A 15,343-nucleotide genomic window follows, 5' to 3' on the forward strand; every position below is an offset into this window, starting at 1 on the left:
CGCAGTCCTTGAATCCGATGCAACAAGCAGGCCGGAGCCGCCACCCAGACACGAGAGGCAGCCTCTGCCCATGATCCGCTACGGCATCCAGGACTACCAGCCGCAATGGCTTGACGGCCGTAACACCATCGCAGCCGCACACGCCCGACGCCTCGCCGGACTGGTCGGCCTCACCCTGCAGCATGTCTGGTTGGTATGGGACCTCGATGATGACGAGTGGTTCACCGACGCGCCCGTCCTGCTCGACTTCGGTGCCGAGCAGGTCGAGATCGATCATCAGAAGTTTGACGATCTCTCCATCACCTGGAACACCATCAACCCGTCCCGGGCAATCGAGGATCCCTACTTCCACCTCGCCTGGCGCCCGGACCCGACGCCGGAACTCGTCAACCTGCCTGGCCACACGCTGCGCCACGTTGAACTGCTGGAATGGATCGGAGGCGACCGGGACCTGGCAGACGGCAGTCTTGCGGTCGGCTTCGACCTCGATCCAGCATGGCTAACCGTCTTCAACGCCCTGGACGAGAACGGGTTCGAACACCAGAAACCAGGACAGCACTACCTGCGTTACCGCATCGACCAATGACCAACCCCACCGCGCGGTAGAGCCGCACCTACGGCGAACGCCGACGAACTATCGTCGAGACCGACGATCGCCTAGCCGGAAATGTCACCCAGGTGATCTGCGACAGCCGAGAGCCCGGGTCGCGGCTAGATCAGCGTGCTCGACCACCGTGTGCGTTAGGTTACGTCGTTCAGTTTGTCGAGCGCGCCGTCGTGCTGGTCGTCCTATCGGTGCGGGCGCGCCTAGCAACGGCCGGCACAGGCCACAGGAGGAGACATGTCCGACGAGATCAGGCTCAGCGCGGTCACCCTGGACTGCCCGGACGCCGTCGCCTTGGCGGGGTTCTACGCCAGCATCACCGGCGGAACCCTGACACACGCCGGGGACGGCTGGGCATGCGTGCTGAGCCCGGCCGGGCGGATCAACTTCCAGACTGTGCCCGGATACACGCCACCCACCTGGCCCGACCCCACCTCGTCGATCATGATGCATCTCGACTTCATGGTCGTGGACCGAGACGCCGCCGAGGCCCGCGTGGTCGCTGCCGGAGCAACAAAGTACGAGTTCCAGCCCAACAGCGAACAGTGTTACGTCTACGCCGACCCGGCGGGCCACCCGTTCTGCCTGACCACCTGGGAGGCCACGGCTACACCGACTCAGCTCGGCTGACCGACCGGCTCGGTGAGGCCCTGGCCACCGAGGACGGCCCGGACGCCGCTGACTGGCATGGTCATGGTTCAGCGGCTTTCCGGACGATGCCAGGTGCAGGTCAGCGACCCCTGCTCGCGTTACTTGGCGTTGAAGTAGTTGGCCTCCGGGTGGTGGACCACGATCGCGTCGGTGGCCTGCTCCGGCATGAGCTGGAACTCCTCGGACAGCTCGACCCCGATCCGGTCCGCGCCCAGCAGATCCATGATCTTCGCCCGGTCTTCCAGGTCGGGGCAGGCCGGGTAGCCGAACGCGTACCGGCAGCCCCGGTAGTCGTTGTGCAGGATGCCGGCCAGGTCCGCCGGGTCGTCGTGCCCCAGCGGACGGCCGTCGGGCAGGGTCATCTCGGCGCGGATGCGCTGGTGCCAGTATTCGGCGAGGGCCTCGGTGAGCTGCACGGAGAGGCCGTGCACCTCCAGGTAGTCGCGGTACTCGTTGCGGGCGAACAGCTTCGCCGCGTACTCGCTGACCGGCTGGCCGACGGTGACCAGTTGCAACGCGACCACATCGAGCTGGTCGCCCTGGGGCCTGAAGAAGTCCGCCAGGCAGAGCCGCCGTTCCTGCCGCTGCCGCGGGAAGGAGAACCGGGCGCGCTCCGCGTGCCCGTTCTCGTCGAGCACCACCAGGTCATTGCCTTCGGAGTACGCGGGGAAGTAGCCGTACACCACGGCTGCCTCAAGGACCTGGTCGGCGATCAGCCGGTCCAGCCAGTACCGCAGCCGCGGCCGGCCCTCGGTCTCGACCAGCTCCTCGTAGGAAGGTCCGCTGCCACCCCGGGCGCCGCGCAGCCCCCACTGCCCGGAGAAGGTGGCCCGCTCGTCGAGCAGCGCCGCGTAGTCGGCCATCGGCACGCCCTTGACGACGCGGGTGCCGAAGAACGGCGGGGTGGGCACCGACACGTCGGCGGCCACGTCGGAGCGGACCGAGGAGTCGTGCAGCTCCGGCAGCGACGTGGTGACCATCGAGCGCTGCCGTTCCCGGCGCGCCCGTCGGGCCGCGAGAGCCGCCTCCCGCTCCGGGTCGATCACCGGGGCACCGCCGCGCTTGGCCGTCATCACCCGGTCCATCAGGGACAGACCCTCGAACGCGTCCCGCGCGTAGTGCACCTGCCCGGGGAACGTCGACCGCAGGTCGTCCTCGACGTACGCGCGGGTCAGCGCCGCCCCACCCAGCAGGACCGGCCAGCGTTCCGCGACCCCGCGCGTGGCCATCTCGGCCAGGTTCTCCTTCATGATGACAGTGCTCTTGACCAGCAGCCCGGACATGCCGATCGCGTCGGCGCGGTGCTGCTCGGCGGCGTCCAGGATGGCGCTGATCGGCTGCTTGATGCCGATGTTCACCACCTCGTAGCCGTTGTTGGACAGGATGATGTCGACCAGGTTCTTGCCGATGTCGTGCACGTCGCCGCGCACTGTCGCGAGCACGATACGGCCCTTGCCGCCGTCCTCGATGGTCTCCATGTGCGGTTCCAGGTAGGCCACCGCGGTCTTCATCACCTCGGCGGACTGGAGCACGAACGGCAGCTGCATCTGGCCGGAGCCGAACAGCTCGCCGACCACCTTCATGCCGTCCAGCAGGATGTCGTTGATGATCGACAACGGGGACCGGCCGCCGGCCATCGCCTGGTCCAGGTCGGCCTCCAGGCCGTTGCGCTCACCGTCGATGATCCGCCGCTTGAGCCGCTCGTCCAACGGCAGCGCCGCCAACTCCTGGGCCCGGCTGGCCCGGGCACTAATCACGTCGACGCCCTCGAAGAGTTCGAGGAAACGCTGCACCGGGTCGTATCCCTCGCGTCGCCGGTCGTACACCAGGTCCAGGGCGACCTCGCGCTGCTCGTCGGGGATCTTCGACATCGGCAGGATCTTGCTGGCGTGCACGATCGCGGAGGTCAGGCCGGCCTGCACGCACTCGTGCAGGAACACCGAGTTGAGCACCTGCCGGGCCGCCGGGTTGAGCCCGAACGAGATGTTCGAGATGCCGAGGGTGAAGTTGACACCGGGGTAGCGGCGGGAGATCTCCCGGATCGCCTCGATCGTCTCGATGCCGTCGCGGCGAGTCTCCTCCTGCCCGGTGGCGATCGGGAAGGTCAACGCGTCGATCAGGATGTCGGCGCGGTCCATGCCCCACCGGTCGGTCAGGTCGTCGATCAACCGCGCCGCGACCCGGACCTTCCACTCCCGGGTACGGGCCTGACCCTCCTCGTCGATGAGCAGCGCCACCACCGAAGCGCCGTGCTCCCGGACGATCGGCATCACCCGCGCGTACCGGGACTCGGGGCCGTCGCCGTCCTCGAAGTTCACCGAGTTGACCACGCAGCGGCCGCCGAGCATCTCCAAGCCGGCCTCCACCACGTTCGGCTCGGTGGAGTCCAACATGATCGGCAGGGTGGACGCGGTGGCGAACCGACCGGCCAGCTCCCGCATGTCCTGCGTGCCGTCGCGGCCGACGTAGTCCACACACAGGTCGAGCAGGTGCGAGCCGTCCCGCGCCTGACTGCGGGCGATCTCCACACAGGCCCGCCAGTCGCCGGCGAGCATCGCCTCCCGGAACGCCTTCGAGCCGTTGGCGTTGGTCCGCTCCCCCACCATCAGCACCGACGCGTCCTGGGCGAACGGCACCGGGTGGTAGACCGAGGAGATGCCCGCCTCGTGCCGCGGCTCACGGGCCGGGGCGGTGACGCCGTGCAGCCGCTCGGCCAGCACCCGGATGTGCTCCGGGGTGGTGCCGCAGCAGCCACCGACCAGCCCCACGCCGTACTCGGTGATGAACCGCTCCAGGGCCTCGGCCAGCTCCACGGGAGTCAGCGGGAAGTACGCCCCGTCGGCGGTCAGCACCGGCAGGCCGGCGTTCGGCATCACCGACAGCGGGATGCGGGAGTGCTGTGACAGGTAGCGCAGGTGCTCGCTCATCTCGGCCGGGCCGGTCGAGCAGTTGAGCCCGATCAGGTCCACGCCGAGCGGCTCGATCGCGGCGAGGGCCGCCCCGATCTCGCTGCCTACCAGCATGGTGCCGGTGGTCTCCACCGCCACGTGACAGATGATCGGCACCGTCTGGCCCAGCTCGGCCATCGCCCGCTTCGACCCGACCACCGCCGCCTTGACCTGGAGCAGGTCCTGACAGGTCTCGATGATCAATGCGTCGGCGCCGCCGACGATCAGACCCGCGGCGTTCTCCTGGTAGGCGTCGCGCAGGGTCGAGTAGGCCGCGTGCCCGAGGGTGGGCAGCTTGGTGCCCGGCCCGATCGAGCCGAGCACGAAACGGGGCCGCTCCGGGGTGCTGGCCGCGTCGGCGGCCTCCCGGGCGATCCGGGCGCCCGCCTCGGACAGCTCGCGGATGCGGTGCGGGATGTCGTACTCGGCGAGGTTGGCGAGGTTGGCCCCGAAGGTGTTGGTCTCCACGCAGTCGGCGCCGACGGCCAGGTAGGCGTCGTGCACCCCGCGCACCACGTCCGGGCGTGTGACGTTGAGGATCTCGTTGCACCCCTCGAGCCCGTCGAAGTCGTCGAGCGTGAGGTCCGCGGCCTGAAGCATCGTGCCCATCGCGCCGTCGGCGATGAGAACGCGATCAGCCAACACATCCATCAATGAAGTCCGCACCCGTTCAGGTTAGTGCGATTCGGCCGGACTCCACGACCATCATCGTGCGATCCCCTATTGTGTCACCGGGATCACGCTGTCTGGTTCGTTCGGGTATGACCTGCTGCCGGAGCGGCTGACCGGCGCGGCCGACGGGCCGCACCCTCGCCCTGCACGTAGGCTGGCGGACGTGAAGGACAACAGGGACGCCACCGTGCCACACGGTTCGACGACCGGGCGCGGTCCCGGCGCCAGCCGCGACGAGCAGGGTGAGGTGACGGCGTGACCGAGTTCGACGGACTGCCGGTGCTGCGGTCCCCGGTGGCGATCGCCGCGTTCGAGGGCTGGAATGACGCCGCCGACGCGTCCACCGCCGCGGTCGAGCACCTGGAGCAGGTCTGGAACGCCCGGCAGATCGCCGAGCTGGATCCGGAGGACTTCTACGACTTCCAGGTCAGCCGGCCCACCATCACCATGGCCGACGGGGAGACCCGGCGGGTGGAGTGGCCGACGACCCGGTTCATGGTGGCCAGCCCGGAGGGCACCGACCGTGACGTGGTGCTGATCCGCGGCATCGAGCCGAGCATGCGCTGGCGGACGTTCTGCGAGCAGGTGCTGGAGATCTGCCACAGCCTGGAGGTGGAACGGGTGGTGCTGCTCGGCGCGTTGCTGGCCGACGTGCCGTACACCCGGCCGCTGCCGATCAGTGGCAGCGCCTCCGACGCGCAGGCCGCCGAGCGTTACCAGCTCACCCCCACCCGGTACGACGGGCCGACCGGCATCGTCGGCGTGCTGCACGACGCCTGCACCCGCGCCGAGGTGGACGCCGTCTCGTTCTGGGTGCACGTGCCGCACTACGCCAACAACCCGCCCTGCCCGAAGGCCACCCTCGCCCTGCTGCACCGGGTCGAGGAGGTCGTCGACCTGCCGGTGCCGATGGCCGACCTGGCCGAGGAGTCCGCCGAGTGGGAGCAGCGGGTACGCAGCGCCGCCGAGCAGGACGCCGAGCTGGGCGAGTACGTCCGCGAGCTGGAAGAGCGGGTCGGCGACGAGGGGATCACCCCGTTGACCGGTGACGAGATCGCCCAGGAGTTCGAGAAGTACCTGCGCCGCCGGGGCGGTTCGGCCGGCCCCACCGCCGGCTCCTGGTAGCACTGTTTTCGCTGCGGGCCTTCGGACCTTTTGTGGTCCGAAGGCCCGTTTTCGCGTGTCCGGGGTAGCGCCGTTACACCCCCTAGGGCATCCTAGGAACCTAGATGTGATCAAGGAGGCGGGTGTGCAGATCAATCCCGGGGCCGCCGAGTTCCCGCACCGACAGATCGCCGCGCAGCTCAAGGCCCAGGTCCGGCGCGGGGACTGGGGGCCGGGCGAGCGGCTGCCGTCCATCCCGGCCATCGCCGAGATGTTCGGCGTCGCCAAGCAGACCGTGCAACGCGCCGTCGACCAACTGCGGGTCGAGGGCATCCTGATCACCAAACCCGGCTCCGGTACGTACGTCCGGGGCACCCGACGCCGCCTCAACCGCCTCTCCCGAGGCCGGTACGGCGGCTTCCGCGGCTACCACACCGACCTGGCCGCCCGATACCGTCAACAGCTCGTCTCCGTGGGGCACGCCCCCGCCCCCGCCGAGGTGGCAGACGCGTTCGGCGTTTCCGACGGCACCAACCTGCTCTGCCGTCGGCACCTCGTCCGCACCGACGACTCCCCCGTCGAGGTGGGCGCCTCCTGGTTCCTGCCCCGCGACGCCGCCGGCACCTCACTCGAGCGCACCGAGGCGTTCGGCCGGCCGCTCTACCAGGAGGCCGAGGAAGCCACCGGACGACGGTACGTCTCGGCAACCGACACGATCAGCGCCCGGCAGCCGAGCCGGGAGGAGGCCGAAACCCTCCAGATCCGGCCGGACACCCCGGTGCTGCACCTGCTGCACGTCGCGTACGACGCGCACCGCAAGCCGATCGAGGTCTCCCAGGCGACCTGGCCCGGCCCGATGACCACCCTCACCGAGGAGTACAAGATCCCCGGCCCGACCCCCGACCCGGAACCCGACCCCGGCCTGGTCCTGGGCTAGCCAGCACCGCCCCGCCCCGCCCTGCCCGAGCCCCGCCCTGCCCGAGCCCGGCCCTGCCCGAGCCCGGCCCGGCCCAGCCCGGCCCGGCCCGGCCCAGCGATCTTGCGCTTACGGTCGCACTTTTGCCTGTTCTACACCTTTCGCTGGGACAGAAACTGCAAGATCGGGGCGATCGGCGCGCGCCAGAGCGGCCTCTGAGAGCTCACCCGTTGTCGAAACTCGTCGCCGTCGTTGCATCTATACACTCGGTATATATACTGCGGGTATATCGATGGCCGGCGGCCTGGTTCCGGCGTCGAGCAACCAGGGGAGGATCAATGCCAACCGTGAAACCTGTTGGTGCACGGGGGATCACGCGCCGTGGCCTTGTCGGAGCCACGCTGGCGGTCGGGGCCGGCGTACCGTTGGGCATCGCTGGCCGCGCCACGGCGGCAACCGCCGATGCGGGCCCGGCCCGGCTCACTCTCCCCCGGCCGACCGGGCCGTACCGCGTGGGTGTGGTGCCGCTGCATCTGGTCGACCGGTCGCGGCCGGAACCGCTGGCGGGGCCGGGGCGGTATCGGGAACTGATGGTCAGTGTCTGGTACCCCGCCCGGAACGAGCGGCGCTACCCGCGTTCCCCGTGGATGACTGCCGCCTCGATGCGCGTGCTGCTGGAATCCGCGGGCTTCGACCCCCACGCCGCGCTGGCGCCGCTGACGGCCGGGCACAAGGGCGCCCCGGTGCGGCACCCGGGCCGGCGGTTGCCGGTGGTGCTGTACTCGCACGGCGCCGGCAGCCACCGTTCGGACACCACCATCGTGGTGCAGGAACTCGCCAGCCACGGGCACGTGGTCGTCACTGTGGACCACACCTACGACGGATTCAGCGAATTCCCCGACGGCCGAGTCACCGTCCAGGAGGAAGACTTCGATTCCACCGCGTGGACCTACACCAGGGACGTCCGATTCGTCCTCGATCAGATCTGCGACCTCGCCGCCGGGGGCAACCCCGACGTCGACGACGCGCCACTGCCGACCGGGCTGGGTGCCGCCCTCGACCTGAGTCGGATCGGCATGTTCGGCTGGTCGAAGGGCGGCACCGCGACGGCCCTGACCATGGGCACCGACCGACGGGTCCGGGCGGGGCTGAGCCTGGACGCCCCGATGGTGTCGCAGCCGATGCCCACCACCGACCTGTACCGGCCGTTCATGCTGATGACTGCGCAGAACACCCGGGCCGCGGAGCCCGCCGTCGCCGAGTTCTTCACGCACCTACGGGGATGGCGACTCAACGTCCAGGCCGCCGAAGCGGTCCACTCGTCCTACGGCGACAACCAGTGGCTCGTGCCGCAACTGGCGAAGCTCATCGGCATGAGCGACGAGGAACTCGTGAGTTGGGTCGGCACGCTCGACCCCGCCCGCGCGGTCCGCATCGGGCAGGCTTACCCGCTGGCGTTCTTCGACCTGCACCTGCGGCACCGGGGCGGCCACCTCCTGAACGGCCCCAGCCGGTCCTTCCCCGAGGTGGCGTTCATTCCGTGACCCGATCGTCCACGCCGTGCGGGCGTGCCCCGAATCCGACCCCGACCTGGTCCTGAGCTGAGCCGTTTGATCGACTCGGCTTCCTGGAAGTCGGGGCGTCGCACCGCCCTGGACACCGCCACTTCCCGGAAACCGAGTCGATCAACGGGCGCGCGACACGACGCGCATGGGCTAGAGGCGGATGCCCAGGAGGGCGTCGACAGTGGTCGCGAAGAGAGCGGGCGCCTCAGGGTCGTCGGTGGCACCGGCGAGGGTCGCCTCGGCCCAGCGGTCGGCTGCGGCGAGGGCTCCGGGGGTGTCCAGGTCGTCGGCCAGGCGTGCGCGTACCTCGGCCAGCAGCTCGGCCCCGGACGGCCCGGCGGGCGCGGCGGCGGCCCGCCGCCAACGGTCCAGGCGCTCGTGCGCGGCGGTGAGCAGGTCGTCGGTCCAGGTGCGGTCGCTGCGGTAGTGACCGGAGATCAACGCCAGCCGGATCGCCATCGGGTCGACCTTGTCGGCGCGCAGCCGGGACACGAAGACCAGGTTGCCGCGGGACTTGGACATCTTCTCGCCGTCCAGGCCGATCATGCCGGCGTGGACGTAGTGCTCGGCGAACGGCGCCTGGCCGGTGAGCCGCTCGGCGTGCGCGGCGGAGGCCTCGTGGTGTGGGAACAGCAGGTCGTTGCCGCCGCCCTGCACGTCGATCCGGTCACCGAGCAGGTTGAGCGCGATGACCGCGCACTCGATGTGCCAGCCGGGGCGGCCCGGGCCCAGCTCCCCGCCCGGCCAGGACGGCTCGCCCTCGCGGGCGCCGCGCCACAGCAGCGGGTCCAGTGGGTCCCGCTTGCCGGCCCGGTCGGGGTCGCCACCGCGCTCGGGGAAGATCTCCAGCATCTGCTCGCGGGTCAGGTTCGACTCGTAGCCGAAGCGGGGCGTGGCGGAGATGTCGAAGTAGACGTCGCCGGTGCCGTCGTCGAGCCGGTACGCGGCACCGTCCTTGAGCAGCACCTCGACCTTGTCGGCAATGTCCGGGATCGACTCGACGGCACCCACGTAGTGCGCCGGCGGGATGATCCGCAGCGCCTCCATGTCCTCCCGGAACAGCGCCGTCTCGCGCATCGCCAGGACCACCCAGTCCTCGCCGTCGCGGGCGGCCCGCTCCAGCAGCGGGTCGTCGATGTCGGTGACGTTCTGCACGTAGCGCACCGGGCGGCCGGCGTCACGCCACATCCGCTGCACCAGGTCAAACGTGATCATGGTGGCGGCGTGGCCGAGGTGGGTGGCGTCGTACGGGGTGATGCCGCAGACGTACATGCTGCCCGCATCGGCCGGCTCACTCGGGTGGACACCCTGCCGCGCCGAGTCGTACAACGCCAGTGGCTCGCCCCTGCCCGGCAGCCGTGGCACCTCGTGTCCCGCCCAAGACTCCATGGGATCAGCCTAGCCAGCCCGCCGGCAACGCCGGAGCGCCCCACGGGTGATCAAGATGACAGCGGGTCACATGGGCGGCCAGGGCATCGCCGGCCAGTCCTCCGGAGGCTGCGGGAAGCAGCCGGTCTCGCGCAGCCGGTCGACCCGGGCGGCCACCTCGGCCACCTCGCTGATCGTCAGATGGTCGGCCAACTCCGCGCCGAGCGCACCGGCGACCTGACCGGCCAGCGCGTCGAGCATCTCCACGGCGTCCGCGGGCAGACGCTTACCGGCCCAACCCCAGAGCACCGTGCGCAGCTTGTCCTCCACGTGGAAGCTCACCCCGTGGTCCACGCCGTAGATCCGGTCGTCGGCACCGACGAGCACGTGGCCGCCCTTACGGTCGGCGTTGTTGAGCACCGCGTCGAGCACCGCGAGCCGGGCCAGCCGTGGGTCGTCGGCGTGGGCGAGGGCATACGCGGCGCCGTCGTCGTCCCGGGCCGCGGCGATCGGGATCCAGCGTGGCGGCAACTCCCCGGCGGGCAGGAAACCGACAAGTGGTTCGGCGTCCTCCGGCTCGTCGATCCACAGCTGGCAGGAGCCGGGGCCGAACGGGCCGTCCCGCAGCACCGTGGGCGGCACCAGGTCCCATCCGGTGGCTCGGGAGACCAGGTACGCCGAGACCTCCCGGCCGGCCAGGGTGCCGTCGGGGAAGTCCCAGAGGGGGCGCTCGCCACGGACCGGCTTGTAGACGCACCGGGCGGTCAACGCGTCCAGGGTCAGGATGCCGCGCAGCGTGGTGTTCGACGCGTCGACCAGCCGACCTTCCAGGTCGAGGACGCCGTCACGCAGCAGCCGCAGCGCGGCGTCGCCGTCCTGGCGAGGCTGGAGGCCGGACGAGGTCACCGGTGATAACCGTTGTGCCGCGGGCAGAGGTGCCCGGCGGGGTCCAACGGTTGGCCGCAGAGCGGGCACGGTGGCCGGCCCGCGTTGACCACTCGCCGGGCCCGCTCGATGAACTGGCGGGTCGCCTGGGGAGTGAGCCGGACCCGGAGCCGATCCAGGTCCTCGTCCGGCTCTTCGTCCTCGTCGTCGTCCTCGTCGTCGTCCTCGTCGCCGAGTTCGACCTCGGGCTCCACCTCGCCCGCCGCGATCGCCTCGATCACCACGGTCGCGGTGTCCACGTCGAAGGCCAGCCCGAGCGTCCCGACCCGGAACTCCTCGTCGACCGGAGTGTCCAGCGGCTCGTTGTCGCCGATCACCGGCGCCAGCTCGGGCAGGTCCACCCCGAAGCGACGCTGCGCCTCGGTGAGCAACTCCTCAAGCTTCTCGGCGAGCAGGGACACCTGGACCTTCTCCAGCGCGACGCTGACCAGCCTGCCGCCGCCGCGGGCCTGCAGGAAGAACGTGCGCTCCCCCGGCGGCCCGACAGTCCCGGCGACGAACCGCTCCGGCGGTTCGAAGGCGTGCACCTGGTGGGTCATACCCACGACCCTATCCGGCCCGCCCTGGCGTCGCGCACCCCACCGACGCGAATCGCCACAGCGACGGCGCGCCCGGTGTAGCAGGGGTTACACCCGGGCGTGGCGGCCTTCTCGGCCTGCGCGGACGCCCCGGCCGAGGGCGGTGTCGTGACGGGCCTCACCGCGACGCACCCGCTCCGCCGCCGACGGCCGCGTCCGAGTCGGCCACGCGGCTCGCGCGCCGTCGCCGCTTGGCCGGCGGCGGCACCAGCGCCGCCAGGTCGCCACCGGTGTCGTTGAGTCGCACCAGAAACGGACGCAGCGGCGTGAACCGGATCGCCGTCACCGACGCCGGGTCGGCCACGATCCGCTGGAAGGCATCCAGGTGTACGCCGAGCGCGTCCGCCACGATGGCCTTGATCACATCGCCGTGGCTGCACGCCAACCAGACCGCCTCGGGCCCGTGCTCGGCGTTGACCCGCGCGTCCCAGGAACGCACCGCAGACACGGCACGGGCCGCCATCGCCGCCATCGCCTCGCCACCCGGGAAGACCGCCGCGCTGGGGTGCTGCTGGACCACCGGCCAGAGCGGCTCCTTGGCGAGTTTCTTCAGCGGCTGCCCCTCCCAACTGCCGTAGTCGCACTCGATCAGCCCGTCCTCGACGACCGGGGCGGCCTGCGGGAGCGCCAACTCCAGGGTCTGCCGGCAGCGGATGAGCGGGCTGGTCACCACGGCGGCCAACGGCACCGCCCGCAAGCGCTCGCCGACCGCGGTGGCCTGCGCGCGCCCGGTGTCGTCCAACTCGACCGGTTGCCGACCGGCGAGGCCGCCATCGGCGTTCGCCGTGGTACGGCCGTGTCGCAGAAGCAGAAGGGTCGCCACGGGACCACCCTATGACCTGGCCTCCGGGGCGGGCCGTCGCGGGCGGCGACCTGACGACTGCGGCCCTCGTCTCCACCCGCGGGCGGAGACGAGGGCCGTCGGCAGATCGGTCAGGTGGCGTCGATCGTGCCGGTCAGCAGCAGGGCCAGGACCAGGGTGCCCAGCGCGACCCGGTACAGCACGAAGACGTACAGGGTGTGGTGGGCGACGTAGCGCAGCAGCCAGGCGATGGCCGCGTAGCCGATGCCGAACGCGATCAGGGTGGCCACGATCGTCTGGGCCACGGTCGGCACTGACGTGCCCGGGGCGGACGGTTCGAAGACGTCCCCGAGGCTGAACACCCCGGACATCACCACCGCCGGGATGGCCAGCAGGAACGAGTACCGTGCCGCCGCCTCCCGGGTCAGGTTGAGCAGGAGGCCGGCGGTGAGCGTGCCGCCGGAGCGGGACACACCGGGGACCAGCGCCATCGCCTGGGCGAAGCCCATCACGATGCCGTCCTTCATCCGGAAGTTTTCCAGGGTGCGGGTCTGCCGCCCCCAGTACTCGGCGAACGCCAGCACGAACGCGAAAACGATCAGCGTGGTCGCCACCACCCACAGGTTGCGCCCGGCGGTCTTGATCTGGTCCTTGAACAGGAAACCGAACAGCCCGATCGGGATCGAGCCGACGATGACGTACCAGCCCATCCGGTAGTCGAGGCTGGAGCGGACCGACTTGTCCCGGATGCCCACCAGCCAGGTCCGGGTGATCCGCCAGATGTCCTTGGCGAAGTAGATCAGCACTGCCGCTTCGGTGCCGAGCTGGGTGACCGCGGTGAACGACGCGCCGGCGTCACGGTCGAAGAAGATCGCCGAGGTGATCCGCAGATGCCCCGACGAGCTGACCGGAAGGAACTCGGTCAGTCCCTGGACGATGCCCAGGACGATGGCCTCGACCCAGGTCACTCGCCGACTCCCGAGAGGTCGAGAGCCTCGGCGACGGTACGCAGAGTCTGCACACCGCTGTCCCGGTCGGCCACGAAGAGGGTCACCGACAGCGTGGTGACCCCGGCTGCCGCGTACTCCCGCATCCGTTCGGCGATGCGCTCCTTCGGACCGAGCAGCGAGGTGCGGTCGATGAACTCCATGGGCACTGCGGCGGCGGCGTCACGCTGCCGCTTGGCCAGGTACAGGTCCTGCACCTCGCGGGCGGCGTCGCCGTAGCCCATCCGGGTGGCGAGCTGGTTGTAGAAGTTCTGCTGCCGGCTGCCCATACCGCCCACGTAGAGCGCGGCGTACCAGCGGACGAGTTCGGCGCAGGAGGCCACGTCGTCGCCGATCACCACGGGCACCGACGGCACCACGTCGAACCCGGCCAGCTCCTTGCCGACCTTGGCCCGCCCAGCGCGCACCGAGGCGAGCTGCTCCTCGGCGAACTCCGGAGCGTAGAACACCGCCAGCCAGCCGTCGGCGATCTCACCGGCCAGCTCCAGGTTCTTCGGGCCGACGGCGGCCAGGTAGATCGGTATGTGCTCGCGCGGTGGGTGGAAGCCCAGTCGCAGCGCCTTGCCCGGGCCGTCCGGCAGCGGCAGCGTGTAGTGCTCGCCGTCGTACGCCACCTCCTTGCGGGCGATGGCCAGCTTGACGATGTCGACGAACTCGCGGGTCCGGGCAAGCGGCTTGGCGAAGCGCACACCGTGCCACCCCTCGGAGACCTGCGGGCCGGAGACGCCCAGGCCGAGGCGGAACCGGCCGCCGGAGAGCGCGTCGATGGTGGCGGCGGTCATGGCGGTGGCCGCCGGCGTACGGGCGGGGATCTGCATCACCGCTGCGCCGACGTCGATCCGTTCGGTCTGGCCGGCCATCCAGGCGAGCATGCTGGGCGAGTCGGAGCCGTACGCCTCCGCCGCCCACACCACCGAGTAGCCCAGCCGGTCCGCCTCCTGGGCCAGCGCCAGGTGGTCGGCCGGTGTGCTCCACGCCGTCTGGTATCCGAGACTGAGCCCGAGTCGCACTGGTCCTCCCCCATCCGTGGCACAGGTCGCCCCAGGTTACGCAATGCCGATAACGGACTCGATCACCGGCTCGACACCTTATGATCCCCCCTCCATCGGGGCAGCCCGGGGCGGCGGAACCGGCAGAACCGGCAGAGATACGGGAGCGAGGATATCGGTGGCGGCAGGTTCGAAATAAGGTTCACCCATGCAACAGCGACCGCTCGGCCGAAGCGGGCTGGCGGTTTCGCGGCTCGCGCTCGGCACCATGACCTGGGGCCGGGACACCGACGCCGACGATGCGGCCGCTCAGCTGAAGAGTTACCTCGACGCGGGCGGCAACCTGATCGACACCGCCGACGTGTACGGCGACGGCGACGCCGAGTCGGTGATCGGCTCGCTGCTGGGCTCCCTCGTCCCCCGCGAGGAGCTGCTGATCGCCACCAAGGCCGGGTTGCGCCCCGGCAGTGGCCGACGCCGGGACGGCTCCCGGGGGCACCTGCTGCGCACGTTGGACGCGTCGCTGCGCCGGCTCGGCACCGACCACGTCGACCTGTTCCAGGTGCACGGGTACGACCCGGACACCCCCCTCGAAGAGACCCTGGCCGCCCTGGATCACGCGGTGGCCAGCGGCAAGGTCCGCTACGTCGGGGTGTCGAACTTCTCCGGCTGGCAGACCGCGCGGGCCGCCGCCTGGCAGACCGCCTGGCCGGGGCGGGCGCCGGTGGTCGCGTCCCAGGTGGAGTATTCGCTGCTGGAGCGGGGCGTGGAGCGGGAGGTGCTGCCCGCGTGCGACGCGCTCGGCCTCGGCGTGCTGCCCTGGTCGCCGCTGGGCCGGGGCGTGCTCACGGGCAAGTACCGGCACGGCCGTCCGGCCGACTCCCGGGCCGCGTCGCCGCACTTCGAGCGGTTCGTCTCGACCTACCTGGAGCCGCGCTGCTCCAGCATCGTGGAGGCGGTGGCGACCGCGGCCGGTGGGCTGGGGGTGTCGCCGCTGGAGGTGGCGTTGGCCTGGATCCGGGACCGGCCGGGCGTGACCGCGCCGATCCTCGGCGCGCGCACTGTCGGGCAGTTGCTCGGCGCGCTCGCGGTGGAGCGGATCACCCTGCCCGAGGAGATCACCACCGCGCTGGACGACGTCTCCGCGGTGCCGGTCGGCTACCCCGAACGCGACGGCTGACCGGGCGGCCGCGC

General features: G+C 70.8%; 13 protein-coding genes. 6 read left to right on the forward strand and 7 right to left on the reverse strand.

Going from position 1 to position 15,343, the window contains the following annotated elements:
• The first annotated feature begins 70 nt into the window (after positions 1 to 70).
• Positions 71 to 586: a hypothetical protein gene (locus ACGF3C_RS32080; protein ID WP_393227465.1), complete on the forward strand. Its 516-nt coding sequence runs from the start codon at positions 71 to 73 to the stop codon at positions 584 to 586.
• 255 nt (positions 587 to 841) lie between these two features.
• Positions 842 to 1,234: a VOC family protein gene (locus tag ACGF3C_RS32085; RefSeq protein ID WP_393227467.1), complete on the forward strand. Its 393-nt coding sequence runs from the start codon at positions 842 to 844 to the stop codon at positions 1,232 to 1,234.
• Between the two features lie 119 nt (positions 1,235 to 1,353).
• Here ACGF3C_RS32085 and metH read toward each other — a convergent pair whose 3' ends face one another.
• A complete protein-coding gene (gene metH / locus ACGF3C_RS32090) occupies positions 1,354 to 4,854 on the reverse strand; it encodes a methionine synthase (protein ID WP_393227501.1) in 3,501 nt (1,166 codons plus the stop codon).
• 276 nt (positions 4,855 to 5,130) lie between these two features.
• On the opposite strand from metH, the gene ACGF3C_RS32095 reads away from it, so the two are divergent.
• From ACGF3C_RS32095 to ACGF3C_RS32105, 3 genes are all read left to right on the forward strand, one after another.
• Positions 5,131 to 6,000: a PAC2 family protein gene (locus tag ACGF3C_RS32095; protein ID WP_030332815.1), complete on the forward strand. Its 870-nt coding sequence runs from the start codon at positions 5,131 to 5,133 to the stop codon at positions 5,998 to 6,000.
• Between the two features lie 124 nt (positions 6,001 to 6,124).
• Positions 6,125 to 6,916 (forward strand): GntR family transcriptional regulator, encoded by a 792-nt coding sequence (locus ACGF3C_RS32100; protein WP_238685847.1) that lies wholly within the window; start codon positions 6,125 to 6,127, stop codon positions 6,914 to 6,916.
• A gap of 317 nt (positions 6,917 to 7,233) precedes the next feature.
• A complete protein-coding gene (locus tag ACGF3C_RS32105; protein WP_393227469.1) occupies positions 7,234 to 8,439 on the forward strand; it encodes an alpha/beta hydrolase family protein in 1,206 nt (401 codons plus the stop codon).
• 171 nt (positions 8,440 to 8,610) lie between these two features.
• Here ACGF3C_RS32105 and mshC read toward each other — a convergent pair whose 3' ends face one another.
• From mshC to ACGF3C_RS32135, 6 genes are all read right to left on the reverse strand, one after another.
• Positions 8,611 to 9,849 carry a cysteine--1-D-myo-inosityl 2-amino-2-deoxy-alpha-D-glucopyranoside ligase gene (mshC, locus tag ACGF3C_RS32110; RefSeq protein ID WP_357234611.1) on the reverse strand — a complete coding sequence of 413 codons (1,239 nt, stop codon included), beginning with the start codon at positions 9,847 to 9,849 and terminating at the stop codon, positions 8,611 to 8,613.
• A 66-nt stretch (positions 9,850 to 9,915) separates the two neighbouring features.
• Positions 9,916 to 10,734, reverse strand: a complete 819-nt coding sequence (locus ACGF3C_RS32115) for an SCO1664 family protein (protein WP_393227471.1) — start codon at positions 10,732 to 10,734, stop codon at positions 9,916 to 9,918.
• The gene (locus ACGF3C_RS32120) at positions 10,731 to 11,312 is read right to left on the reverse strand and encodes a DUF3090 domain-containing protein (RefSeq protein ID WP_357232892.1); all 582 of its coding nucleotides are present in this window, start codon (positions 11,310 to 11,312) and stop codon (positions 10,731 to 10,733) included. Before ACGF3C_RS32120 ends, ACGF3C_RS32115 begins: the two co-directional genes overlap by 4 nt.
• A 157-nt stretch (positions 11,313 to 11,469) precedes the next feature.
• Entirely contained in the window at positions 11,470 to 12,174 is a 705-nt protein-coding gene (locus ACGF3C_RS32125) for an MSMEG_4193 family putative phosphomutase (protein WP_357232894.1), read from the reverse strand.
• Positions 12,175 to 12,284: 110 nt separating this feature from the next.
• On the reverse strand, positions 12,285 to 13,121 hold the full coding sequence (locus ACGF3C_RS32130) for an undecaprenyl-diphosphate phosphatase (protein ID WP_387353539.1): 837 nt from the start codon (positions 13,119 to 13,121) through the stop codon (positions 12,285 to 12,287).
• Positions 13,118 to 14,170, reverse strand: coding sequence for an LLM class F420-dependent oxidoreductase (locus ACGF3C_RS32135; protein ID WP_030332780.1), 1,053 nt, complete (start codon positions 14,168 to 14,170; stop codon positions 13,118 to 13,120). The genes ACGF3C_RS32130 and ACGF3C_RS32135 overlap by 4 nt, the downstream gene beginning before the upstream one ends.
• A 187-nt stretch (positions 14,171 to 14,357) precedes the next feature.
• Here ACGF3C_RS32135 and ACGF3C_RS32140 point away from each other — a divergent pair, with 187 nt between their 5' ends.
• Positions 14,358 to 15,329, forward strand: a complete 972-nt coding sequence (locus ACGF3C_RS32140) for an aldo/keto reductase (protein WP_112587412.1) — start codon at positions 14,358 to 14,360, stop codon at positions 15,327 to 15,329.
• Positions 15,330 to 15,343 lie beyond the last annotated feature (14 nt).

The sequence above is a fragment of the Micromonospora sp. NPDC047762 genome, from assembly GCF_043204655.1.
In the GTDB taxonomy this organism is placed as follows: Bacteria; Actinomycetota; Actinomycetes; order Mycobacteriales; family Micromonosporaceae; genus Micromonospora.